This is a genomic window from Thermodesulfovibrio hydrogeniphilus, assembly GCF_054657355.1.
Genome location: NZ_BAAHYW010000001.1, coordinates 395,774 through 418,176 on the forward strand (window position 1 = coordinate 395,774; position 22,403 = coordinate 418,176).

A 22,403-nucleotide genomic window follows, 5' to 3' on the forward strand; every position below is an offset into this window, starting at 1 on the left:
CCGTTGCATGCAATAGCCCACACTTTCACAACGAGCATCCTTGTTGCGATCAAAGCGATGCAAGCTGGGGCAATGCAGTCTCTAAAAATTCGTAAAACGTAAGAAGTAAAAAGTAAAGACGAGATTGCTTCGGCATCCCTACGGATGCCTCGCAATAACAAAGAGAAAAAATAGCGAGGCTCGCAATGACGGAAAAATATTTATTTTTTCAAATAGTTTCATTAATTTTTAGATTTAAATCGCCATTTTTTGGTAAAGCTTTTTGATTTTATCAGAGAGTATGCTAAAATTACTTATAACAAGTAAAACCGTGCCGCTATGAGAAAAGTTGGAGAAATATTAAGAGCATAAATTGTTGTTTAGGTTGATATTATATTAACAAAACTTCATAGTAGACTTAAATATGCATAAAACAGGTATTGCAAATCTTCCATTACACTCAGGAAAAGCACCTCAGTGGCTTTTCAAGAGAATGATAGCTCTATCAAGGGCAATTATTGAACTAATGGCTATAGAGCTTGGGAAGAATGAAATTTTAAAGCGCCTTTCTGATCCATTCTGGTTTCAGGCATTGGGGTGTGTATTAGGTTTTGACTGGCATAGCAGTGGAGTTACAACAACTGTAACAGGAGCAATAAAAGAAGCTTTAAAAGGAGCTGAGACAGAGCTTGGAATTTTTGTTGCTGGTGGCAAAGGAAAAAGAGCTATTAATACTCCAAACGAAATTATTGATTATGCAGATAAAGTTGGCTTCGGTCCTGAACCTTTTATTTATGCAAGCAAACTCTCTGCAAAGGTTGACAACACTGCAGTTCAAGATGGCTTTCAACTTTATCATCACACAATAGTGTTCACTCAGGAAGGACACTGGTGTGTAATTCAGCAAGGAATGAATGAAAAATTGAATATTGCAAGAAGATATCATTGGCTAAGTCTTAATCTTAAAAGCTTTGTTGAAAAGCCTCATGCTGCAGTATGCTGTGATGTAAAAACTAAGGCATTAAACTTTACTGCAAAGGAAAACTCTGAACTGAGAAAAGCGACAGTAATGCTATCCTCTGAAAAGCCAGATAAGGTTGTAAAAGAATTTATAAAAATTAGGGAGCTTAGTCAACCTAAAAGGCATCATATTACAATGTCTGACATAAAACCAGAGAATCTTTATAAGGTGTTACTTAAAACCTATGAAAACCTACCGAATGATTTTGAATCTTTGCTTTTAGTAAAGGGATTAGGAGCTAAAACCTTGCGTGCACTCGCGCTTACAGCTGAGCTTGTTTATGGCACTCCTATTAATTTCTCAGATCCAGCTCGTTTTAGCTTTGCCCACGGAGGCAAAGACGGTACACCATACAGGGTAAGCAGTAGACTTTATGACAGAACAATTGAAATAATCAAAAAAGCAATTGAAGAAGCCCGCATTGGAAGAGAAGATAAAATCCTTGCATTAAAAAGATTGGCAAGAATCGAAAATACCTCTCAACTCCATCTTCTATCTTTGTAATATTCAATCAAATTAAAAAATTCTTTTCTGTTAAATATTTCCATATTTTCGCAATAGTAATTAAAAAATGCTTTCATCTCTTCTTTACTGAAAGGAAGAACAGGTCTCCAAAGATAACCTAAATCTCTTGCAAATCTTTTCAGTTTAAAAAAATAAATTTTTTGAATATTATCAAGATCAACAATTGATTCTAACTCATCACCCACAAAAAAGAAGTGTTTAATATTTGCATCACCTAATGAATATCCTGCTTTGTGAAGAGCAACTGTTATATCAATTATTTTTAGAAATAATTTTGCGATTTCATCCTTATTGTTCTGGATTTTCAAAATTTCAAGAAAGTTTGTGCCACTACTGCCAGCCATAATGTAAAAGTGTCTACCAAATACTTTTCCATATCCAAAGACTTCTACAACAGGAATTCCTTGAGCCCTTAATCTTTGAGAATACAAATAAGCTTTTTTAGCAGGATTGTAAAGGAAATATTTAATTTTTCTTTTGAATTTGACAGGTATGAAAACTTTTATGAAGTATTTTGAGCTGATGTCACTTAAAACAAAAGTGTCAGATTTTGTTGAGTATATTTGAAATCCTTTCTCTTTTAAAAATGCCTCGCATTCATTTGCAATTCCGCTAAAGGGTTTTAACAAATCCCTATTTTCTTTTACAGTATCCAGAAATTTAAGAACAAATTTTCTAATATCTTCGTCAAAAAATTTAAAATTCCTCATCCAATTCTAATCTTCAAATAAATTTTTGAAAGAACACTTGATGAGTAAATCTTTAGCTTTGGGAGCAACCATCCAGCACCTTTGCATTTTACAGGAAGTCTTTTTATATGCAGTAAATCATAAATGTTTGCACCTCTTTCTGTTGTATATAAAGCTTTGAACCCACACCCACATGCAATATTTATTGATTTTTCATCATATGCTCCTTTGGGCCAACAAAGATGTAAAGACTCTTTATTTATCTTTCTCTTTAAAGTTTCCTTGCTCCTTTTTATATCCTCCTTTATCATTTCGTAATTACCAGCCTTTAAATATTCTGGTATCTTATGCGAACTTCCATGACTTTCAATATCAAAAATTCCTTCCTCTTGCATCTCCTTAAGTTCATTCCAAGTGCAAAGAAAGTCTCTTCTGTCCTCATTAAAAATCATATGCCACATTTTTTTGTGCTCAACTACTGAAAAACTCTCTCTTTTAAAATCATCTAAAACCATATCAGTCACAACAAACATAACAGCCTTCATTTTGTATTTTTTTAAAATTGGATAAGCAAAAAGATAATTATCATAAAAACCATCATCAAATGTAAGAAGAACGCATTTTTTCCTTTTTTCTTTTGGATGCATCATCAAATAAATAAACTCAACAGCAGACAAAGTTTTCCAGCCCTCTCTTTTAAGTGCTGAAATCTGCTCTTCAAAAATCTCAGGAGTAACATTTAACTCCCTCTCCTTAGGCATTACATGATGATACATAATTACAGGAATAGAATTATTTAGCATTTAAAAGCTCCTTGTAAAGTTTTTCAGTTTTTTCAATCATCTGTTCAAGAGTAAATTTTTCAAGCACTGTTTTCCTTGCCTCTTCTCCAAGTCTTTGTCTTTTTTCTTTGTCTTTAAGTAAATAAATAACTTTTTCAGCTATATCATCGGGATCACGGGGTTTAAAAAATACTCCGTTTACTCCATCAATTATAAATTCCTTAAAAGTATCAATTTCAGATAAAGCCACAGCTTTTTTCATTGCCATTGCTTCAATTAATGCCTGTCCTTGACCCTCAAGATAGGAAGGATAAACAAATACATCATAAAGAGAAAGAACTTCTGGAATATCATCTCTATGTCCTAAAAATAAAACTCTATCTCTTAAGCTTTCCTCAACATAGGCAAGATATTTTTGCTTATAAGGCTCACCAATAGCACCTGCAAATACAAGATAACAAGGATAAACCTTATAAATTTTATTAAATGCTTTTAAAAGATATTCTTGTCCTTTTACTTGAGTAAAAGTAGAAGTATTTCCAATAATTAGCGCATCATTAGGGATTCCAAATTTTTCTCTTATATTTTTTTTCAATTTTTTTGGATTAAATTTTTCAATATCAATTCCGCTTGGAATTATTGCTATTTTATCTGATTTGTTATTTATCTTTTCTATTTCATTTTTTATAAACTCAGTCAAAACAATAAATCTATCTGGTATTTTGTAAATAAATCTTGTCAATGGGTCTTTCCCAATTGGATACAAATTATGTCTAAATCTTACAAGCTTACATCCAGAAAGCTTTGCTGCAATTCCTCCTGCCCAACTATCGGTAGAGCTATGAGTTGCAACAATTTCAATTTTTTCTTTTTTTATTATTTTAATCAGTTTCAAAATATTTATAATTATTTTTATAATTATTTTGCTTTTTTTAAAATCAAGCTCATAAACTTTAATGCCTGCTTCTTTAGCTTTTTGACTTAGCATAGAATTTTTATTACAAACAAGCACTATTTTATGTCCCTTTTGAGATAAACCAATACACTCATTTAATACTCTTTTCTGCTGTCCTCCCCATCTTTTTAATGTTTCAGTATGAAGAATGTTCATTTTGAAACAAGCTCCATATAAACAGATTCAATTTTATCCAGCATTGCTTTTAAACTATGTTTTTCCTTAATTTCTTTTTTAGCTTTCTCAGCCATTATTTCACCAAAACGTGGATTCTTAAGAACTTTAATAATATTTTCAGCTAATTCATCAGCATCATCAGGTTTAGTGAGCAGTCCAGTAATTTCATGTTTTACAACCTCTGGAACGCCTCCCACTGCTGTTGCAACAACTGGAACTCCTACTGCCATTGCTTGAAGAAGTGCCTGAGGAAGTCCTTCAGATTTTGAACTGAGCACAAATACATCTGCCACACTGTAAAAAGGCGTAACATCTTCCTGAAAACCAGTAAAAATGACAGAATTTTCAATATTTAGCTTTTTTACTAAATCCATCAAAAAATTTTTTCTCGGTCCTTCTCCAATAAGAAAAAGTTTTGCAAAAGGAAATTCATTTAAAACTTTGCTAAAAGCAATGATTGTTAATTCATGATTTTTTACTAACCTTAAAATCCCCACATTTATTATTATTTGATTATTTTGATCTAATCCAAATTTTTGCTTAATACTTTTATCCCTTTTTACATAGAAAAATTTTTCTTCAACTCCAGTAGGGATGCTTATTACTTTTTCAGAAGGAAAACCATTATTTTCAATCAGGTTTTTTCGCATATTTTCACCGCAGGTAATAAATAAATCAGGTAAATAGTGTACAAAGTTAAAAATATTCCTTCTAAGCGGAAGATTAAGATGACGGGTTCTTACAATTGCTTTAACTCCAGCAATTTTTCCTGCTATTGCTCCAATCCAAGAGTCAATTCCACTATGTGTGTTTATAATATTTACTTTTTTCTGCTTTAAAATTTTTACAAGTTTAATGATTGATTCAATATCATAAGGCTTCCTCAATGGTAAAGTAATAACTTCAATTCCAAGTTCAATTGCCTTTTCTTTTATTCTGCTTTTTTCTCTACAAACAAGGGTTACAGAATGTCCTTTTTCCATTAATCCTTTGCATTCATAGAGGACTCTTTTTTCTTGTCCTCCCATTCCATCGGACCATTCAGTGTGAAGAATTTTTAGCTGTCTATTCATGAAACTTTATGATAACATAAGAAGAGATTTTTAATTAATTACCTGAGATAAATAATAGTAATAAAGTTCTTCTAAATTCTCTTTTGGTCTTTTATGATTTTCATTTGTTAATATATCCCATGCTATCCAAGACAATTCGTAAATATTTTTCCCTGTAACATTTATTTGCCTTTTTCCATCTAAAATAAAAGCACTGACCATATGTGTATCATGCACATATTGCAATTTATCATTAAAAATTGCTGGAAGATGATCAGCAGTTACAACAATTAAAGGATTTTCATCTCTTTTGTAAATCTCGTTTATTAAATAATACAAATTTTTAGTTCTATAATAAAATATATTAACTCACTCTTGTCCAAAATAAATTTTTTAAAAAGCTCCGATCTGGGTAAAATAGATAAACATTTAGCTTAAAAATTAAAGACCCAGATCGGAGGTGTATATGAATAAGTATAGCAGTATTTTCAGTCAAATTCTATCCCTTTTTCCAAGATTAGAATTTGAGAAGTCAGTCAAAGCAGACAGAAGCTGAGCGTAGAGCAAAAGGGTTTACGAGTTGGGGGCAATTTGTAGCTATGTTATTTTGTCAACTTGGGCAGGCGCATTCTCTAAGAGAGATATGTAATGGACTTGCCAGTTGTATTGGCAAGTTAAGGCATCTTGGTATAAAAGAAGCTCCAAAGAGCTCTACCCTTGCCTATGCAAATGAACACAGACCGTGGGAACTTTTTCAAGCAGTATTTTATATGCTTCTTCAGAGATGTCAGTCTAAATTTACTGGCAAGAGGAAATTCAGATTTAAGAACAAGCTAATGAGCTTTGATGCATCTGTAATAGAGTTGTGTGCAACAGTATTTGACTGGGCAAAATTCAGAAAGACTAAAGGTGCGGTAAAGTTGCATTTACTACTTGACCACTCAGGATATTTACCTGAATATGCGCATATAACAGAAGGTAAAGTGCACGAAGTAAACATATTAAGGAGACTTCAATTTTGTTCTGGTGCCATAGTAGTAATAGACAGAGGGTGTGTTGACTATGCTTTATTTGGTAGATGGACAGAGGAGGGGGTATATTTTGTAACAAGGTTAAAGGACAACGCCTCTTATAAAGTGATAAAGAGCCTACCAGTGCCAAAGAACAGAAACATAATTCGGGACGAGATAATCAAGCTTAAGGGTTTTTATGCAGAGCAAGACTGTCCATATGAGCTACGGAGGATAGAGGTCATGGATAAGGAAACAAAAGATACAGTTGTGCTACTCACGAACCAACTGAACTTTGGTGCAACGACCATATCAGAGATATACAAAGACAGATGGCAGGACAGATTTTTTAAGACATTGAAACAAAATCTAAGAGTAAAAACCTTTGTAGGGACATCAGCGAATGCACTTAAGATACAGATATGGACGGCATTAATAGCGATACTGATACTGAAGTATCTGAAGGAGTTATCAACATTTGGATGGTCATTAAGTAATCTAGTTGCATTGTTGAGACTAAACCTATTTACATATAGGAATTTATGGGAATGGATAAATAAACCGACAGAGACACCGCAAATTGAGCCTCAAATAGAACAGTTAAAATTTAGACTTGTTTAATTGGACAGCAAATAAAAAGAAAGGGGGGTAACCTGATTTTGAAAAAGCAAATTTTCTTGTCCAAAAGTCTTATTTTATGCGGATGTTTTTTATGAGTTTAGATTATTTTGGACAGCAATGACATTAAATAATTTTCTAATAAAACGCATAAAAATTAAAAAATCCTTTTTTAGACTATAATTTGCATCAATTTGAGATTATTATTTATAATATCAAAATTAAATAACAAATGTAAAACAATCTCAAACTATAATTACTATGAAAAATCCGACTATTACAATAATAAAAAGCGAAAGACCTAAAGAACCAATTTTAAAAAAAAAGAGAATTTTTTATCGTTTTAACAAGTTAAAAGTAATTATCTTTAATTTATTATTCAAAAGAGGTTTTAAATATAATGCATTATCTGCAGAAGAATCTCTTGATTTATTATTAAAAACTAAAAAATCTCTTATTAGATTTGGAAATGGTGAATCTGAAATAATAGTTGGACTTGATATGGGAACGCAAGAATACAGAAAAGAATTAAGAAAAAAACTTATAGAAATTTGGAAAAATTATTCTGAAAACAGCCCTTATCTTATGGCTTTAACAAATTGGAATTTAACTGCTGACATTAAAGAACTTAAAAGAAGGGGTACCTTTGGAATATGGCGTTTTATGCGATATTTACTTTGGAAATATAAAATTGAAAAATCATCCTTGCCATATCCTGAAACAGATATGTTTAGAGCTTCAGAAGTCACATTGCCATATGAAAAAATTGAGTTATTATGGAAAGATTTTCAAAATATTATCATGGTTCATAATTCAAACGAATATTTTAATTGGTTTAAAAATAAAAATTTGGATAAAAAAGTTTGGTTTGTAAAAATTCCTGATAAGAATATGTTTGATGTTTTAAATGAAATTAAAAGTAAAATTCTTCAATTAATAAATTATAACGATTTGCCAGCTACAAATACTGTAATTTTATTAGCAGGAGGACCTGGCGGTAAAGTACTTTGTTATGAACTTATTAATCTTGGGTATAGATGTTATGATATGGGTAATTTTTTCCACACCTTTTATCAATTAGAAAAACTGCAAAATGAAAAAATTTAAAGTCCTTCACGTAGTCTCCAAATTACCTTCAGGTGGCGTTGAATGGATGATATATAATGAAATAATTAACTATTCAGAAAAATTTATTCCTATAGTTTGTTGCATTAAAGAAGGAGGTGAAGTTGCTGAAAAAATTAAACAGAAAGGGATAAAACTTTATGTTCTAAACAGGATGCAAAGTCATGGTTTTGATTGGAAAGCTGTAAAAGATTTATATAATATAATAAAAAAAGAAAAAGTAGATATACTTAGAACTCATCAGTATCATGCAAATTTATACGGAAGAATTGCTGGAAAACTGGCTGGAGTTCCTTTAATTTTACCTACTTTTCACAATGTATATGTATCCCCTAAAAGACCAAAATGGCATAGAAGAGTTTTTAATAAAATTCTTTCCTATTTTTCTGATTACTTAATTGCTGTCTCAGAAGCTGTCGCATCTGACATTGTTAAATACGATTGGATTAAACATTCAAAAGTAAAAGTTATCTACAATGGTATATCAGTGGAAAAATTTAAAATAGCATTTGACAAAAGAGAAATCAGAAAAAAATTTAATTTATCAACTGACAAAATTATTATTGGCACAGTTGGAAGACTGCATCCAGCAAAGGGACAAGAATATCTTATCAAAGCTGTGGCAGATATTAAAAATGTTACGATAGTAATAGCTGGAGAGGGTGAATTAAAGGACTATCTTAAAAATATTGCAAATAAATATAATGTAGAGTTAATACTGCTTGGCAATTTAGATAACGAGGAAATTCCTTATTTTCTTAAATCCATTGACATTTTTTGTTTTCCATCTTTGTGGGAGGGATTACCTTTGGCAGTCATTGAGGCAATGGCAGCTGAGCTACCGATTGTAGCATCTGATATTCCTTCTCTCGTTGGAATATTAGGTGATTGTGCACTGTATTTTCCAGCCAAAGATGTAGAAAATTTAAGAAAAATTCTTTTGAGTGTAATTAATTCAGAAGATAAAAGAAAAGAATTATCTACAAAAGCAAAAATGAGAGTAGAAAATTTTTCAATTAAAAATGTGGTGAGAAAATATGAAAGTTTATTTTTAGAAACATTAAGATTGAAGGGGATACAATGAGGGTTTTATTGCTATCAAGTTTTTCAAAGCCATGGGATAACTTTTATTCTTATAAATTGGGATTTGAAAAAAATGGTCATAAGGTTTATTCTTTCGGGAAAAGAGATTCTGAACTTCTTAATTTTGTTAATAGTAATAAACCTGATTTTATATTATTTACTAAAGATGAAGTTGATGTTGAATTTTTAGAGCCGATTAAGGGAAAAGTTCCCTTAGTGATGTGGTATCCAGATCCGGTAATTCCTGATTGGCTAATTCCGTATGTGAAAGTAACAGACGTTCTCTTTACAATGTCAGAAGGATTGATTGAGGAATTTAAAAAATACAACCCTAAAACTTTCTGGCTTACCCAGGCATTTGAGCCGGATCTTTTTCGAATATCTAAGATTACTGATGATGATATAAAAAACTTTAGTTGCGATGTGACTCATATTGGAAATCTCGGCTCTAAGGCACAGTATCTTATAAGAAGACAATATCTCAAAAGAATTATAAGAGAGGGATTTAAATTAAAATGGTGGGGACCACCTCTGCCAAGAAAAATCTCTACAATACCTTTACTTTTAAGTAATTTAAATAGAGCATATGGTGGAAGAATGCTCTGGGGAGAAGATTATGCAAAAGCCTGTATTCTCTCAAAGATTTATTTAGGTGTAGATTCAATGCCTCATATAAAAAAATCAATGAGTGATAGATTGTACAAATCAATGGGATGTGGTGCATTTTATCTGTGTAGATACGTAAATGGCATAGAAGAAATGTTTAAAATTGGAGAAGAATTAGAAACTTTTAATGATAAGGAAGAAATGATTGATAAAATAAGATTTTACATAAAGAATGAAACATTAAGAAAAAAAATAGCTGAAAAAGGAAAAGAAAAAATTTTAAAAGAACATACATATGAAATTAGAATAAAACAAATGATGGAAATTCTGAAAAAGGAGATTCTATAAACGGTGGTTAATAACAGAATTGGAGAAATGATAGAAAAAGTAATTTTTATTCTTTTAGTTTTTTACTTTTCAACACTTTTTTTCTCAAAAATGGAAACATTAAGAACCATTGCATTGTTTTCAGCTTTTGTATGTTGGTTAATAAATATTAAGAATGCAAACTTAATAACTCTAATTAACCCTATTAGTTTATTTTTTTATGCCATGATTTCCATAATTGGGATTTCTTATTTTTATTCTTTTAATCCACAAGAAACTCTATCACAAATAAAAAGTGAACCCTTAAAAGCTCTGTTAGGTTTTACAATTTTTGCTTCTGCAATAAAAGATGTAAAAAAAATAAACTTTATAGCTTACTCTGCAGCATTCTCTTTAACTGTTATTGTCTTGTCAGGCTTTTATACATTCTTTTTCGTAAACAATTGTAGTTTAATGAGTTCCAATACTTTTATTTTATATGCAGGACCAAATAGATTTCCCTATTTTATTTTGTTTTATTTCCCATTCGTAATTTATGCTTTTTTAAAAACTCCAAATAAGTCTTTCAAAACTCTTTGCATTTGCTTAATTATTCTTTCAACTATAGCATACATATTTTCATCTTACAGAATTGGCTTAGCAGCTTTCATCTTATTCACCTTATTTTGGTTTTTAGGTATAAAAAAAATTGAAAATATTAGTCTAAAAAAGTATCTAATTCCAACCACTATAGGACTTTTATTTTTAATCTTTGCTTCATATTTATTCGTTCCTGTTTTCCAAGCAAAAATTCATTCATTCTCTCAAAATTTAACTACATTAACATATAGAACTACAATATGGGAAAAAATTTTATTAGCTTTTAAAGAAAAGCCGCTATTAGGATGGGGATGGGGTGACAGTTTTGTTAACAATGAAGAGTTATTTAAAAGTATAGGAACAACACCACCAGATTGGAAAGGTCATCATAGTATGTTTTTAAGGATGCTATTTCATACAGGAATAGTAGGGTTAATTTTTTATGTATTGACAGTTTTTTATTCAAGCTATAAATTTTTATATGAAGCTTTAGTGAAAAAAAGACATTCTTACATATTTTTGGCTTTATCTTCTGTAATTATCTTTAATTTCATCTTTATTGGTTTATTTGATGCATACAAATCACTTCATTGGTTAGCAGTAATAGTTGCTATGGGAGTAAACATACTGGAAAAACAAAAATGAAAAATGCTTTAATTTTGATTCCTGAAAAACATTTGGGAAATCTAATTGTTTCAATGTCTGCTTTATACTCATTGAATGAAGCTTTAAAAGAATTTGAAAAATATATTGTTGTAGATGAAAGATTCATTGATATACCTGAAATGTTCTTTTCAAAAAAACAAATCATTCCCTTTGCCCGTGAAAAAATTAAAAAATCTGATTTATACCAAAAAATATTGTTAACTACTAAATTAATTGCAAAATTAAGAAATCTTGCTCCCTATATTACTATTGACTTTGAAGGCAGGCAAACCGGTGCTTTGCTTGCTTTTTTATCTGGAGCAAAGAAAAGAATAGGACTGAAAACAGGAGATAGAAGTTATCTTTACAACATAAAAATAGAAATCAAGAATAATGATTATTTTCATAAAAGAAATTTCTATCTTTCTTTGGTTAAATCTTTAGGGTTTAATGTTGTTCCACTTCCTCAACCTAAAATAAAGGAAGAATGGATTGAAAATCTAAGTAAAAAAATTAATCTCAATAATAATAATAATAAAACAGTATGCATTCATCCTTGGGCTGGAAAAATTTATAAAAGATGGGACTTAGAAAATTTTTTAAAAGTTGCTGAAAATCTTTCATCAAAAGCAACAGTCTATTGCATAGGATCCAAAAATGAGGCAACTGAAATAAAAATGCCTAATGATAGAATAATCAATCTTACAGGAAAACTCTCATTAGGTGAATTGTGTGCTTTAATGAGTAAAGTAAATCTTTTTATTGGAAATGACTCCGGTCCAATGCATCTTGCATCATTATTTAATATTCCAACAATTGCTCTTTTTGGCTCAGCAGATGAAAGAAGATGGGGACCAACAAGTGAAAAATCTTTTGTTTTAAGAGGTGCTCCCCGTTGCGAACACTGCATTGGAAGAAAATGCGATAAGTCTTTTAGATGCGTAAGAAATATTAAAGTGTCTGATGTACTTGAAATATCTCTTAAAATTTTAGATGGTAAAATATGAAAATTGCAATTATTAGAAAAAAATATACTCCATTTGGTGGAGAAACATATCTAAGGGAATTGATTAATAAATTAGTTGAACTTGGTTGGGAAGTTCACATATTTTGCAGAAAATGGAGTGGAAAATCTGAAAAAAATATAAAAGTTCATAAAGTATTTACAATTCCTTTTCCCTCTTTTTTAAGAGAAATAAGCTTCTCTATTTTTTCTTCTATTGCTGTTAAAAAATCAAAAAATTTTCAAATTATTCAATCCCACGAAAAAACTTTTTTTCAAGATATTATCAGAGCTGGTGATGGTGTTCATAAAGAATGGCTCAAACAAAGGATGCAAAGAATAAATTTGCTAAAAAAACTTTCTATTCTTCTTAATCCTTTTCATCAATGGTATCTTTTGGCAGAGTATTTAATGTATAAAAAACATAAATACAAAAAAATTATTGCAATATCAGAACTTGTAAAAAAAAATCTTATTGAGCACTACTCAGTTAATCCTGAAGATATTGTTGTAATTTACAATGGAATTGACACAACAAAATTTAAAAAAAATGAAAATTACAGAAAAGAAATTAGGCAGAAATACAATATTAAAGAAAGCGATCTTGTCGCACTTTTTGTTGGTTCAGGATTTGAAAGAAAGGGTGTAAAATACTTTATTCAGGCAATTGAAAGAGTACCACATCCAATCTGTGGTTTAATTGTAGGTAAGGGAAATCCAAAAAAGTATGAAAAATTCATAAAAAACCAAAGAATCATTTTTTGTGGACCCCAAAAAGAAATAGAAAAATACTACTCTGCATCAGATATATTTATATTTCCTACAATGTATGAACCATTTGGCTTGGTTGTTCTTGAAGCAATGGCATGTGGATTACCAGTAATTACAACATCTCTTGCTGGTGCTTCTGAAATTATTGAACATATGAAAGACGGGTTTATTGTAGAAAAGCCAGAAATGGTTAATGAAATGGCAAAATACATAAAACTCTTGATTGAGGATAAAAATATGTATAACCAAATATCAGTAAATGCACAAAAAAAGGCTTATCTTTACGATATAAAAAACAATTTGCAAAAAATGTTAGATTTATATAAAAATAAAAAATTGAACATTAAAATTTTGTAGGAGGCTAAAAAATGAATCTTATTTTAGTTTTGTTATTTTTCATGTTATTATTAAATCCTTTATACGCCGCTGAAACAATTATTCTTGCGACGACTACATCTGTTGAAAATTCTGGATTGTTGAATCATATTTTGCCAATTTTTGAAAAGAGGACAGGCATAAAAGTTAAGGTTGTTGCAAGGGGAACAGGGGCAGCAATTGAGATGGGTAAAAGGGGAGATGCTGATGCATTGTTTGTTCATGCAAAGGAACTTGAGATTGAGGCAGTCAAGCAGGGCTATTTTGTTAATCGGCATGAAGTCTGCTACAACGACTTTATAATTGTTGGACCTAAATCTGATCCTGCAAAAGTAAGGTATGCAAAAAATGCCTCAGATGCATTTAAGAGAATTTCAGACGCTGAAAGTCTTTTTGTTTCAAGGGCTGATAAATCAGGCACTCATATGAAAGAATTATCACTATGGAAAAAAGCAAGCATTGAACCAAATGGAAAGAGATGGTATCTTGAGGCAGGACAAGGAATGGAGAAAACTCTAAGAATTGCAAATGAAAAGCAAGCATACACACTTACTGACAGGGGAACATGGCTTGCTGTAAAGGACAGGATTGAGCTTACAATTTTATTTCAAGGTGACCCTATTCTTTTCAATCAATACTCAGTCATGGCAGTTAATCCACAAAGGCATAAACATGTAAAATATAATGAAGCAATGCAATTTATAAAATGGATAACATCAAAGGAAGGACAATCAGCAATTGCATCATTTAAAGACAAATATGGAAATCAACTTTTTATTCCTAATGCAAAATGAACTTTATAATTGAATCCTTCAGGCAGGCTTTTAATCTGATTATAAACCTTGACAGAGAGCTCTTTAGCATAATAATTCTTTCCCTTAAAGTCTCTGGATTAGCTCTCATTATTGCAACTTTAATCGGTCTTCCAATTGGAGCCCTTATCGGATTAAAGAAATTTCCAGGAAGAGGTATTGTTATAACTCTTCTTAACACATTTATGGGACTTCCTCCTGTTGTTGTAGGATTGTTTCTTTATTTGATGCTATCAAGAAGTGGTCCACTTGGTTTCTTGAGTCTGCTTTACACTCCAACAGCAATGATTATTGCTCAAACAATTCTTGCGTCTCCAATTGTTGCCTCCCTCACTCATTCTGCAATAGTAAAAGTAAACATTTCAGTTAAGCTTGCATCAATTACACTTGGTGCAACTGCACTGCAGTGCTCCCTTACTATCATAAAAGAGGCAAGATATGGAATAATGGCTGGTGTTATTGCAGCACTTGGAAGAGTAATGGCTGAGGTTGGTGCAATTCTTATTGTTGGTGGAAACATTGCAGGATACACCCGTGTTATGACAACAACAATAGCAATGGAGACTGACAAAGGAAATTTTGAGCTTGCAATGGCTCTCGGAATAATTCTTCTTTCAATATCGTTCATCATAAATCTTATGCTTTTCCTTATTCAGAAAAAGGGAACTGCGCAGGTGCAATGGGGCTAAAACTCATTTTGTCAAGCATTTATAAATCCTACAACAATAAAGAAATTCTTAATAACTGCTCATACTCCTTTAGCAAAAGTGCAGTTTATGTTCTTACAGGTCCTAATGGTTCTGGAAAATCAACACTTCTAAGAATTTGTACACTTCTTGAGTCTCCTGACAAAGGAGAGGTTCAATATTTTGAAGATGATAAACTCCTTCCCCATGACTTAAGACTAAGAAGAAGGATTACTCTGCTACTGCCAGATGTAGGAGTTTTCAACAGCACTGTTTTTAACAACATTGCCTATGGACTGAAGATAAGGGGATTTAAAAAGAATGAGATTAAAGAAAGAGTTCAAGAGGCACTTGAATTTGTTGGATTAGCTCATAAAAAGAATCAGAATGCCCTTACCCTTTCAACTGGTGAGACAAAAAGAATGGGTATTGCAAGGGCAATTGTAATAGAGCCAGAAATTTTAATGCTTGATGAACCAACTGCCTCAGTTGATAAGGAAAATACTGAAATAATAGAAAAAATCCTCATTCAACTTAAAAAGAGATTGAAATCAATAATAATCATTGCAACCCATGATAAAGAATTTGCAAAGAAAATAGGAGACTTTCATCTTTTGCTTGATGAAGGAAAGATTAAGACTATTTCCTAAATTTTGTCATTCTTAAGCGTCATTGCGAGGCATCCTATCGGATGCCTCGCAATGACGAAGGAAGGGGGGCATTGCGAGCCCCACTGACTCTTTTGTCATTGCAAGCCTGCCGACAGTTGGCTGTGTTATAATTGTCAGATTTTTCTCCTCAAGGCTTTTTAAAACACATTGAAAATTCTACAAAATTTTTACAAATGCAGACTGATTTAACCCAACTTCATCAATTTTCAGCCTTTAAAAATATCAAAAGCTTTATAATTCAATAAGTTATATCTTTTTTCATTCAATTTTGTAGTCTAATCTAATTTTATTATTTTTGCTTATTTATTCCCTTAAATATTGACTTTTTTGTCTAATTTTTGTATACTAATATAAAAAGGAGGTAACTATGTTCGTAAAAGAATCTTGGTCAACAAAAAAAGGTAAAAAATACAAAACCTACGAAATATCTAAAGCTTACAGAGACAAAAAAACTAAAAAGGTTAGGCATGAAAAAATTGCCAATATCACTCACTTAGGTGAGCCTCTTATTTCCAAAATAAGGCAACTGCTTAAGTCACCTGAGAAAAAGGTTGTAGTGGACAAAGACAAGTTTTTTGAGGATGCAACTTCAGTAGGGCATATACTGTTACTGTTAGGATTTATGATGAAGATAGGATTTCTGGGATGGTTAAGGCATTTTCCAAAGAAGGTAAGAGATTTGCTTTTGGCAGTAGTGCTTAACAGGATAATAGAGCCAAGGAGTAAGTATGCATCAGTGGGATGGATACGAAGAAGTGGTTTTATGGAACTGTTTGATTTAAGGGAAGAGGATATGCATGTAAATGAGATATACAGGGCAATGGACAAGTTGTATGAGAAGATGGATAATGTGTTAGATGATTTTTATAAGACGGGAGCACAAGGGACAAAGTTGTTGCTTTATGATATTACCTCAGTATACTTTGAGGGTCAAGGACCTCTGGGGCTTGCAAGATATGGATACTCAAGGGATGGGAAGCCCGATAAAAAGCAAGTATTGTTGTGTTTATGTTTGAACGAGAATAAATTTCCAGTGCATTTTGATGTTATAGAAGGCAACATATCAGATAAGGAGACAGTAAAGGGACTAATAAGTCAGTTAAAGAAGAGATACGACATCAAGGAGGCAGTATTTATAGGAGACAGGGGGATGGTGACATTACAGAATATAGAGTATCTTGAGAGAGAGGGGATAAACTACATATTAGCGATGAGATTTAGGGAAGCAAAGAAAATGGTAGTGCAGAAGGGTATACAGTTAGATATATTTCAGAAGGAGTTGCCAGTGACCATCTATATAAGTGAAGAGGAAGGGGTAAAGAGCAGATATGTACTATGTGGGTCTGAATACAGAGAAAGCCATGACAGGGAGACATTGGAAAGTATACTTAAAAGGGGCAGGGAGGCATTGGAAAAAGTAAGGCAGACAGTTGTCAAGAATTTTGTGTCTCATGCGCAAATCTCATCTGAAACATTTGTTGAAGTTCATACAATACCCCACGAGATACAGCCATCGGTTTGCTCCATCTGCCTTTTCTTATTTTATCTACTATCACATATATAGCCACTGATGCAGTTTTCTCAGATTGAAAATACCCTCCAGAGTTTACCCTTAAGACTTCCAGCCTGCTATTTATATTCTCTACCGCGTTCGTTGTATATATGTGCTTTCTTATCTCTTCTGGATATTTCTTGTAACAAAAATAATTCTCCTTCTTGCTATTTAGCATCTTTATATAGGCAGGATATTTCTTTTCAAATCTCTTTAGCACATCTTCAAATTCCCTGACAGTATCCTCATAATCGCCTATGTGTTTTATTCTGTTAATCTCTTCACTAAACTGCCTTGCATCAGCCTTTGACATATTTTTGTAAATATTTCTTTGCATATGAACAAGGCAAAGTTGATGGTCAGTTTGAGGAAATAAGGTCTTTACAGCCTCACTAAGCCCTGGAAAATCATCAGAGACAATTATCATTACTCTCCTCAATCCCCTGCTAATCAGATTGTTAAATATCTTGAGCCAATCTCCTTTGTTTTCTGAGCCAATAAAAACATAATACCCATACAAATCTTTCTTCATCTGCATATCTATCCCTAAAACCGTATAGATGACTGCTTTACGAATTCTTCTGCTTTCATCCTTCATCTCTGTATGATATGCATCACAAAATAGGGCAAAACAATCAGAAGGCAGTTCTCGGCTTACTAATTCTTTTGCTTTACTGTATAACTCCTCTTTTAACTCCTCTATTTGCTCAGGAGAATATGGAAGATTCATGCTTTTCTGGAAGACTTTTGATTTTTGATGGAGAATAACTCTGCAGAATCAGATTTAGGATGAAATCCTCAAAATCTTTGTCAAATCTTTTCCAATGAGGTGGTAGCACTGCGGAGCGAAATCTTCCCTGTCTGTCTCTTGGCACTGACAAATTTAAATTTCCAAACATACATCCGAGCTGTCTTTGATAAAACCCATTTGATTTGTTGTCAGAGTCTGCCTCTACAAAAAAATCTCTTTCTTTCTTCATCAATAAATTAAAAAGCATCTCAGCTAAAACTTTAATGCTTTCCTGAGGTGGCATCTCTGCAATTTCTTTAATAAAATTTTCAAGCCCAAACTGTTGAATCACTTCCCATTCCTCCTTTTTTAAGGTTATTCCATAAATTGTTTTTTTTTTGCTATTATTCTTTTTAGTTCCCATTTTCCTCTAATCCAAAAAATATCTGCACAATAGACACAATTTTATTATAACCTCCTATTTTTATGTGTGGTAGCCCAGACAGTGTTAAACAGGCTAATGGATGAGTTGAAGGAGAAAGGATGGTTAAGGGAGAGCAAAGAAAACAGTCTGAAGAAGTGTTTGGACAAATTTTATGAGATAGGGATAGGAGGTTTTGAGATAGAGGGGGAGAAAATAAGGATTATGAGCAAAGCTAAGGAGGAACATAAAAAGATACTTAGAATATTGGGAGTAGGGGATAAGATTTTCAGAACTTACGAAAGTGCGAGAGAATTTTGTAGGCTAATCTAAAAATTATAACTCATTGATTTTAAAATTTTTTTATTCAAAAGTTGATGAAGTGGGGTCTAAGAGATTTGGGAGATTGCGACACAGCCACGACAGGCAGGCGTGGCAATCTCATAAAAAGAATAGATTGCTTTAGGACTAAGGTATCTCGCTATCTCCATATATCTAACATACGATGACGAAGAGGTAGATTACCAAGCCTAACTTTGGTGAGGCTCTCATAAGAATCGCTCAATTAAAAAATGAAGGTAGGATTAAGACTATTTAGTATGTCTCACCTTTACAGTATTTGCATGGGCATGTAAGCCTTCAACCTCTGCAATAAGCTCAACATATGGAGCAAGTTTTTTAAATCCTTGAGCTCCTACTTTTATTAATGAGCTTCTTTTTACAAAGTCATAAACACCTAAAGGAGAGAAAAATCTTGCTGTGCCAGATGTTGGCAAAGTATGATTTGGACCTGCAACATAGTCACCTATTGGCTCTGGCGTCCATTTTCCAAGAAAAACCGCACCAGCATTTTTAATTTTGGGAAGCAGACTTTCAGGATTTTCAGTCATAATTTCAAGATGCTCAGGAGCTATTATGTTTGCTACTTCACATGCTTCATCAAGGGATGATGTTATTATTATTGCACCAAAATTTTTAAGAGATGCCTCTGCAATTGATGCCTTTGGAAGAAGCTTTATCTGTTTTTGAATTTCTTTTTTCACTTCTTTTGCCAAATTCTCAGATACTGTAACAAGGACACTGCAAGCCATCTCATCGTGCTCAGCCTGAGAAAGCATATCTGATGCAACAAATGAAGGATTTGCTGAGTCATCAGCAATAACAAGTATTTCGCTTGGTCCTGCAACCATGTCAATGTCAACTTCACCAAAAACAATCTTTTTTGCAGTTGCAACATATATGTTCCCCGGTCCTACAATTTTATCTACTTTCTTGATTGTCTCAGTTCCATAAGCCAATGCACCTACAGCCTGAGCTCCTCCAACTCTGTAGCATTCCTGAACTTCCAAAATATCAAATGCAGCACAAAGAACAGGATTAATATGTCCCTCTGGAGTTGGAACACATACTGCAATCTCCTTTACTCCCGCAACCTGAGCAGGAATTATGTTCATGAGCACAGTTGATGGATAGCAGGCTTTTCCACCTGGAACATATGCTCCAACCCTTTCAATTGGTCTAATAATCTGACCAAGAACAATGTCTTCTTCCTCATACTGCCATGATGCATCAAGCTGTTTTTCATGAAATTTTCTTATCCTTTCAGCAGCAAACTTAAGAGCATCTACAACAGCAGCAGGGACTTTTTTAGCATTTTCCTTTATTTCATCTAATGAAATTTTGAGTGGAAGGCTGTGTTTGTCAAACAAAAGATTATACTTTATTAAAGCCTCATCACCTTTTTTTCTGACTTCATCAAGAATTTTTTTTACAGTCCTTTCAATCTTTGGATTTGATGTTGCCCTTTTTCTTATTTTCTTTAAAATTTTTGAAAGTTGCTCTTTTGTCCTAATCGTTTGCATAAGAAATTATACAGATATTTAACAAAAAATTGCCAGTTATCGCATTAGATAATAAAAAATGTCCGTGAAATATAGATGGATAGATAAAAATAAAATGTCCGTAAAATGCTAAAATATCTCCTGAGTCAAAACAATTATACTCAGGAGGACAAAACATGATACAGGAGTTTGATATGCAATTAATGACAAGGTTGATAAAAAACTACATAAACGCATCAAAAAACAAAAAATCTGAAATTATCAGACAGTATGCTGAAATCTCAGGTATTTCAATATCTACAGCTCAGAAGAGACTGAAAAGATTTGAAAAAAAGTATTTGTCAGGACAATATCATACAAAGATGAAAAATACTCAGAAAAACTCTAAAAGAAAAAGGAAGTACAATTGGCAACATATTGAACTATTGAGACAGTGCCTTAAACTTTCAGGTTTTATATGTGCAGAAAGGCTTCATCCAATACTTTCTGTCTGTATTGAAGAACTTACCAAAAATAGCGATAGAAATCCAATAATTGGTATAACTATTTGAAAATTAAGTATTTTTTACTGTCATTGTATGTTAGATATATGGACATTGCGAGAGATTTTATTTCTGAGGCTATACTTTCTTTTTATGAGATTGCTTCGCCTGCCTGTTGGCAGGCTCGCAATGCCCCCTTCCTTTGTCATTGCAAGCCTCAATGATTATTTTTTCTGTCATTGCGAGCCGCACAGAAGGTGAGGCGTGGCAATCTCTCTTCCTTGATGTCTCCATTCTCTCACTGTGAGCAATCCGAAGCATTGCAAAGCAATCTCGTTCCTTTATGCCCTATCCAGTCATTGCGAGGCATCCTTAAGGATGCCGAAGCAATCCCGTTCCTTGTTGAAAAGAAAAAAGAGATTGCTTCGGGCACTTCGTGCCCTCGCAATGACAAGGGGGGCAACCTCGCAATGATCCCTCTTTTGTCATCACGAAGCTTGCGAAGAAACTTTTTTTGTCATCACAAGGCTTGCGAAGCAACTTTTTCCCGTCATCACGAGGCTTGCGAAGCAAGCCGAAGTGATCTCTTTTTTGTTATTTGGAATAGAAAAAAGAGATTGATTCAGTTGCTATTGCACCCTCACAATGTCTAAAAAATAATCGCAGTCGTGCAATGACGGATTAACAAAATTTTTATAAAAAATCGCCCAATTTAGATAAAAAATGTTTAAAATATAGAGATGATTACGTTATTTTTTGCTACAAAAATAGAATGCGAATTGATTACAAAATCTTTATCAAATAAAAGCGAGTTCTCTATTAAGGGTGTCCCTTTCCTTAGAGGTAAAATCAAAAATACCGATGCATTGATTTGCATTTCTGGAATTGGGAAAATAAATTCTTCTATTGCTGCGGTTCTTGCTTTTGAAAAAAATCCTATCTCCTATGCCATTGTTTCAGGCATTGCAGGAGCTTATCCTTCATCAGGATTAAAAATAGGGGATATTGCTGTGGCTGATAAAGAAATAGATGCAGACAAGGGAGTTTTAATTCAGTGTGAAAATAAGGACGATGCATTTATATTCATAGAACAGGAAGAAATCAGTCTTTTTGTGCCAGATTTTCTAAAAGGCTTAAAAACAGGCACTTTTCTTACCGTATCTGCATGCACAGGTAATATTAAAAGAGCAAATTTTCTTGAACGAAAATTTAATGCTATATGCGAAAATATGGAAGGTGCTGCGATCGCAAAGGCTGCTAAAATTTATAATGTCGTGTTAAGTGAGATAAGAAGTATTAGCAATTTAGTTACTGACAGAACAAAGCTTTTAACAATTGATGAAGTAAAAAAATCAGCTGAAGTTTCTCAGAAATTTATACTTGATAATTTTAACCTTCTTGCAGAGCTTGCTTAATCTGAGCAATTATTTTGCTGACACTTTCCTTTAATGCTTTATGTTCATCGCCTGCAAAATTCAAAAAATCCTCATAAAACTTAAGCGCCTGAGTTTTATCGCCCATTCTATAATAGGTAACTGCAAGATTATAAAGGGTCTCTGGATGATTGGGTTCAAGTTTAAGTGAATTTAAAAAGTATTCAACAGCCTTTTCATATTCTTCCTTGTTTAAATAAATAAGTCCTATATTAGTATAGGGCAATGAAAAGGATTTATCAAGACTAATTGCTTTTTCAAACTGCTTTAAAGCCTCTTCAAGCTGGTCAAGATAAAAGAGTGCTAAGCCATAGTTGTTATAAAGCTCTGGAGAGTAAAAGCCTTCATTTATTAGTTCTTCATAAATCTTACATGCTTGGTCAAATTCTCTATATCTGAGAAAATCATTGGCGTCTTCAAATCTTTCTTCGTATGTCATTTTTTGCTCCATTT

At 32.5% G+C, this 22,403-nt stretch carries 23 protein-coding genes and 1 pseudogene; 15 read left to right on the top strand and 9 right to left on the bottom strand.

What is annotated here, in order from left to right; genetic code table 11:
- Window positions 1-403: 403 nt before the first annotated feature.
- Window positions 404-1,504 (top strand): DUF763 domain-containing protein, encoded by a 1,101-nt coding sequence (locus tag ACYQ3P_RS02050; protein WP_460176292.1) that lies wholly within the window; start codon window positions 404-406, stop codon window positions 1,502-1,504.
- Here the strand turns inward: ACYQ3P_RS02050 and ACYQ3P_RS02055 are convergent.
- From ACYQ3P_RS02055 to ACYQ3P_RS02075, 5 genes are read right to left on the bottom strand one after another with little or no spacing between them, the layout of a single operon-like run.
- Window positions 1,480-2,235: a BUD32 family EKC/KEOPS complex subunit gene (locus ACYQ3P_RS02055; protein WP_460176293.1), complete on the bottom strand. Its 756-nt coding sequence runs from the start codon at window positions 2,233-2,235 to the stop codon at window positions 1,480-1,482. The genes ACYQ3P_RS02050 and ACYQ3P_RS02055 overlap by 25 nt on opposite strands.
- On the bottom strand, window positions 2,232-3,017 hold the full coding sequence (locus tag ACYQ3P_RS02060; protein WP_460176294.1) for a polysaccharide deacetylase family protein: 786 nt from the start codon (window positions 3,015-3,017) through the stop codon (window positions 2,232-2,234). Before ACYQ3P_RS02060 ends, ACYQ3P_RS02055 begins: the two co-directional genes overlap by 4 nt.
- Window positions 3,007-4,107 carry a glycosyltransferase family 4 protein gene (locus ACYQ3P_RS02065; RefSeq protein ID WP_460176295.1) on the bottom strand — a complete coding sequence of 367 codons (1,101 nt, stop codon included), beginning with the start codon at window positions 4,105-4,107 and terminating at the stop codon, window positions 3,007-3,009. The genes ACYQ3P_RS02060 and ACYQ3P_RS02065 overlap by 11 nt, the downstream gene beginning before the upstream one ends.
- Complete coding sequence (locus tag ACYQ3P_RS02070) at window positions 4,104-5,201, bottom strand: glycosyltransferase family 4 protein (RefSeq protein ID WP_460176296.1); 1,098 nt, start codon at window positions 5,199-5,201, stop codon at window positions 4,104-4,106. Before ACYQ3P_RS02070 ends, ACYQ3P_RS02065 begins: the two co-directional genes overlap by 4 nt.
- A 30-nt stretch (window positions 5,202-5,231) precedes the next feature.
- Entirely contained in the window at window positions 5,232-5,519 is a 288-nt protein-coding gene (locus tag ACYQ3P_RS02075) for a hypothetical protein (protein ID WP_460176297.1), read from the bottom strand.
- 185 nt (window positions 5,520-5,704) lie between these two features.
- On the opposite strand from ACYQ3P_RS02075, the gene ACYQ3P_RS02080 reads away from it, so the two are divergent.
- The 11 genes from ACYQ3P_RS02080 (at window position 5,705) to ACYQ3P_RS02130 (ending at window position 17,055) form a co-directional block, all read left to right on the top strand.
- On the top strand, window positions 5,705-6,811 hold the full coding sequence (locus tag ACYQ3P_RS02080; protein WP_460176298.1) for an IS4 family transposase: 1,107 nt from the start codon (window positions 5,705-5,707) through the stop codon (window positions 6,809-6,811).
- Between the two features lie 258 nt (window positions 6,812-7,069).
- On the top strand, window positions 7,070-7,915 hold the full coding sequence (locus ACYQ3P_RS02085; protein ID WP_460176299.1) for a GT-D fold domain-containing glycosyltransferase: 846 nt from the start codon (window positions 7,070-7,072) through the stop codon (window positions 7,913-7,915).
- Window positions 7,902-9,017, top strand: a complete 1,116-nt coding sequence (locus ACYQ3P_RS02090; protein ID WP_460176300.1) for a glycosyltransferase — start codon at window positions 7,902-7,904, stop codon at window positions 9,015-9,017. The genes ACYQ3P_RS02085 and ACYQ3P_RS02090 overlap by 14 nt, the downstream gene beginning before the upstream one ends.
- A complete protein-coding gene (locus tag ACYQ3P_RS02095) occupies window positions 9,014-9,970 on the top strand; it encodes a CgeB family protein (RefSeq protein WP_460176301.1) in 957 nt (318 codons plus the stop codon). Before ACYQ3P_RS02090 ends, ACYQ3P_RS02095 begins: the two co-directional genes overlap by 4 nt.
- Window positions 9,971-9,997: 27 nt before the next feature.
- A complete protein-coding gene (locus tag ACYQ3P_RS02100) occupies window positions 9,998-11,173 on the top strand; it encodes an O-antigen ligase family protein (protein ID WP_460176302.1) in 1,176 nt (391 codons plus the stop codon).
- Entirely contained in the window at window positions 11,170-12,180 is a 1,011-nt protein-coding gene (locus ACYQ3P_RS02105) for a glycosyltransferase family 9 protein (RefSeq protein ID WP_460176303.1), read from the top strand. Before ACYQ3P_RS02100 ends, ACYQ3P_RS02105 begins: the two co-directional genes overlap by 4 nt.
- A complete protein-coding gene (locus ACYQ3P_RS02110) occupies window positions 12,177-13,304 on the top strand; it encodes a glycosyltransferase family 4 protein (protein WP_460176304.1) in 1,128 nt (375 codons plus the stop codon). The genes ACYQ3P_RS02105 and ACYQ3P_RS02110 overlap by 4 nt, the downstream gene beginning before the upstream one ends.
- Window positions 13,305-13,315: 11 nt before the next feature.
- Window positions 13,316-14,116 (top strand): ABC transporter substrate-binding protein, encoded by an 801-nt coding sequence (locus ACYQ3P_RS02115; protein ID WP_460176305.1) that lies wholly within the window; start codon window positions 13,316-13,318, stop codon window positions 14,114-14,116.
- A complete protein-coding gene (locus ACYQ3P_RS02120; protein ID WP_460176306.1) occupies window positions 14,113-14,823 on the top strand; it encodes an ABC transporter permease in 711 nt (236 codons plus the stop codon). The genes ACYQ3P_RS02115 and ACYQ3P_RS02120 overlap by 4 nt, the downstream gene beginning before the upstream one ends.
- A complete protein-coding gene (locus ACYQ3P_RS02125; protein ID WP_460176307.1) occupies window positions 14,814-15,470 on the top strand; it encodes a cell division ATP-binding protein FtsE in 657 nt (218 codons plus the stop codon). The genes ACYQ3P_RS02120 and ACYQ3P_RS02125 overlap by 10 nt, the downstream gene beginning before the upstream one ends.
- A 388-nt stretch (window positions 15,471-15,858) precedes the next feature.
- Entirely contained in the window at window positions 15,859-17,055 is a 1,197-nt protein-coding gene (locus ACYQ3P_RS02130; RefSeq protein ID WP_460176308.1) for an IS1634 family transposase, read from the top strand.
- 40 nt (window positions 17,056-17,095) lie between these two features.
- Here ACYQ3P_RS02130 and ACYQ3P_RS02135 read toward each other — a convergent pair.
- Window positions 17,096-17,773, bottom strand: a pseudogene (locus ACYQ3P_RS02135) (IS256 family transposase); the annotation flags it as partial.
- The gene (locus tag ACYQ3P_RS02140; protein ID WP_460176309.1) at window positions 17,751-18,197 is read right to left on the bottom strand and encodes a transposase; all 447 of its coding nucleotides are present in this window, start codon (window positions 18,195-18,197) and stop codon (window positions 17,751-17,753) included. The pseudogene ACYQ3P_RS02135 and the gene ACYQ3P_RS02140, both read right to left, overlap by 23 nt.
- A gap of 96 nt (window positions 18,198-18,293) precedes the next feature.
- Between ACYQ3P_RS02140 and ACYQ3P_RS02145 the strand changes: the two genes are divergently transcribed.
- Window positions 18,294-18,527 carry a hypothetical protein gene (locus ACYQ3P_RS02145; protein WP_460176310.1) on the top strand — a complete coding sequence of 78 codons (234 nt, stop codon included), beginning with the start codon at window positions 18,294-18,296 and terminating at the stop codon, window positions 18,525-18,527.
- Between the two features lie 257 nt (window positions 18,528-18,784).
- On the opposite strand, the gene hisD is transcribed toward ACYQ3P_RS02145, so the two are convergent.
- A complete protein-coding gene (gene hisD, locus ACYQ3P_RS02150; RefSeq protein WP_460176311.1) occupies window positions 18,785-20,056 on the bottom strand; it encodes a histidinol dehydrogenase in 1,272 nt (423 codons plus the stop codon).
- 155 nt (window positions 20,057-20,211) lie between these two features.
- Here hisD and ACYQ3P_RS02155 point away from each other — a divergent pair, with 155 nt between their 5' ends.
- Both ACYQ3P_RS02155 and ACYQ3P_RS02160 read left to right on the top strand, forming a co-directional pair.
- Window positions 20,212-20,586: a hypothetical protein gene (locus ACYQ3P_RS02155; protein ID WP_460176312.1), complete on the top strand. Its 375-nt coding sequence runs from the start codon at window positions 20,212-20,214 to the stop codon at window positions 20,584-20,586.
- Between the two features lie 671 nt (window positions 20,587-21,257).
- Entirely contained in the window at window positions 21,258-21,932 is a 675-nt protein-coding gene (locus ACYQ3P_RS02160; RefSeq protein WP_460176313.1) for a phosphorylase family protein, read from the top strand.
- Here ACYQ3P_RS02160 and ACYQ3P_RS02165 read toward each other — a convergent pair.
- Window positions 21,907-22,389, bottom strand: coding sequence for a tetratricopeptide repeat protein (locus ACYQ3P_RS02165; protein WP_460176314.1), 483 nt, complete (start codon window positions 22,387-22,389; stop codon window positions 21,907-21,909). The genes ACYQ3P_RS02160 and ACYQ3P_RS02165 overlap by 26 nt on opposite strands.
- Window positions 22,390-22,403: the final 14 nt, after the last annotated feature.

Coding starts and splice junctions, on each gene's coding strand:
- ACYQ3P_RS02140 (WP_460176309.1), bottom strand. CDS start 18,197: ATGGGAACTAAAAAGAATAATAGCAAAAAAAAAACAATTTATGGAATA.
- ACYQ3P_RS02070 (WP_460176296.1), bottom strand. CDS start 5,201: ATGAATAGACAGCTAAAAATTCTTCACACTGAATGGTCCGATGGAATG.
- hisD (WP_460176311.1), bottom strand. CDS start 20,056: ATGCAAACGATTAGGACAAAAGAGCAACTTTCAAAAATTTTAAAGAAA.
- ACYQ3P_RS02060 (WP_460176294.1), bottom strand. CDS start 3,017: ATGCTAAATAATTCTATTCCTGTAATTATGTATCATCATGTAATGCCT.
- ACYQ3P_RS02050 (WP_460176292.1), top strand. CDS start 404: ATGCATAAAACAGGTATTGCAAATCTTCCATTACACTCAGGAAAAGCA.
- ACYQ3P_RS02105 (WP_460176303.1), top strand. CDS start 11,170: ATGAAAAATGCTTTAATTTTGATTCCTGAAAAACATTTGGGAAATCTA.
- ACYQ3P_RS02110 (WP_460176304.1), top strand. CDS start 12,177: ATGAAAATTGCAATTATTAGAAAAAAATATACTCCATTTGGTGGAGAA.
- ACYQ3P_RS02120 (WP_460176306.1), top strand. CDS start 14,113: ATGAACTTTATAATTGAATCCTTCAGGCAGGCTTTTAATCTGATTATA.
- ACYQ3P_RS02115 (WP_460176305.1), top strand. CDS start 13,316: ATGAATCTTATTTTAGTTTTGTTATTTTTCATGTTATTATTAAATCCT.
- ACYQ3P_RS02100 (WP_460176302.1), top strand. CDS start 9,998: ATGATAGAAAAAGTAATTTTTATTCTTTTAGTTTTTTACTTTTCAACA.
- ACYQ3P_RS02160 (WP_460176313.1), top strand. CDS start 21,258: ATGATTACGTTATTTTTTGCTACAAAAATAGAATGCGAATTGATTACA.
- ACYQ3P_RS02065 (WP_460176295.1), bottom strand. CDS start 4,107: ATGAACATTCTTCATACTGAAACATTAAAAAGATGGGGAGGACAGCAG.
- ACYQ3P_RS02130 (WP_460176308.1), top strand. CDS start 15,859: ATGTTCGTAAAAGAATCTTGGTCAACAAAAAAAGGTAAAAAATACAAA.
- ACYQ3P_RS02090 (WP_460176300.1), top strand. CDS start 7,902: ATGAAAAAATTTAAAGTCCTTCACGTAGTCTCCAAATTACCTTCAGGT.
- ACYQ3P_RS02155 (WP_460176312.1), top strand. CDS start 20,212: ATGATACAGGAGTTTGATATGCAATTAATGACAAGGTTGATAAAAAAC.
- ACYQ3P_RS02095 (WP_460176301.1), top strand. CDS start 9,014: ATGAGGGTTTTATTGCTATCAAGTTTTTCAAAGCCATGGGATAACTTT.
- ACYQ3P_RS02165 (WP_460176314.1), bottom strand. CDS start 22,389: ATGACATACGAAGAAAGATTTGAAGACGCCAATGATTTTCTCAGATAT.
- ACYQ3P_RS02055 (WP_460176293.1), bottom strand. CDS start 2,235: ATGAGGAATTTTAAATTTTTTGACGAAGATATTAGAAAATTTGTTCTT.
- ACYQ3P_RS02085 (WP_460176299.1), top strand. CDS start 7,070: ATGAAAAATCCGACTATTACAATAATAAAAAGCGAAAGACCTAAAGAA.
- ACYQ3P_RS02145 (WP_460176310.1), top strand. CDS start 18,294: ATGGATGAGTTGAAGGAGAAAGGATGGTTAAGGGAGAGCAAAGAAAAC.
- ACYQ3P_RS02125 (WP_460176307.1), top strand. CDS start 14,814: ATGGGGCTAAAACTCATTTTGTCAAGCATTTATAAATCCTACAACAAT.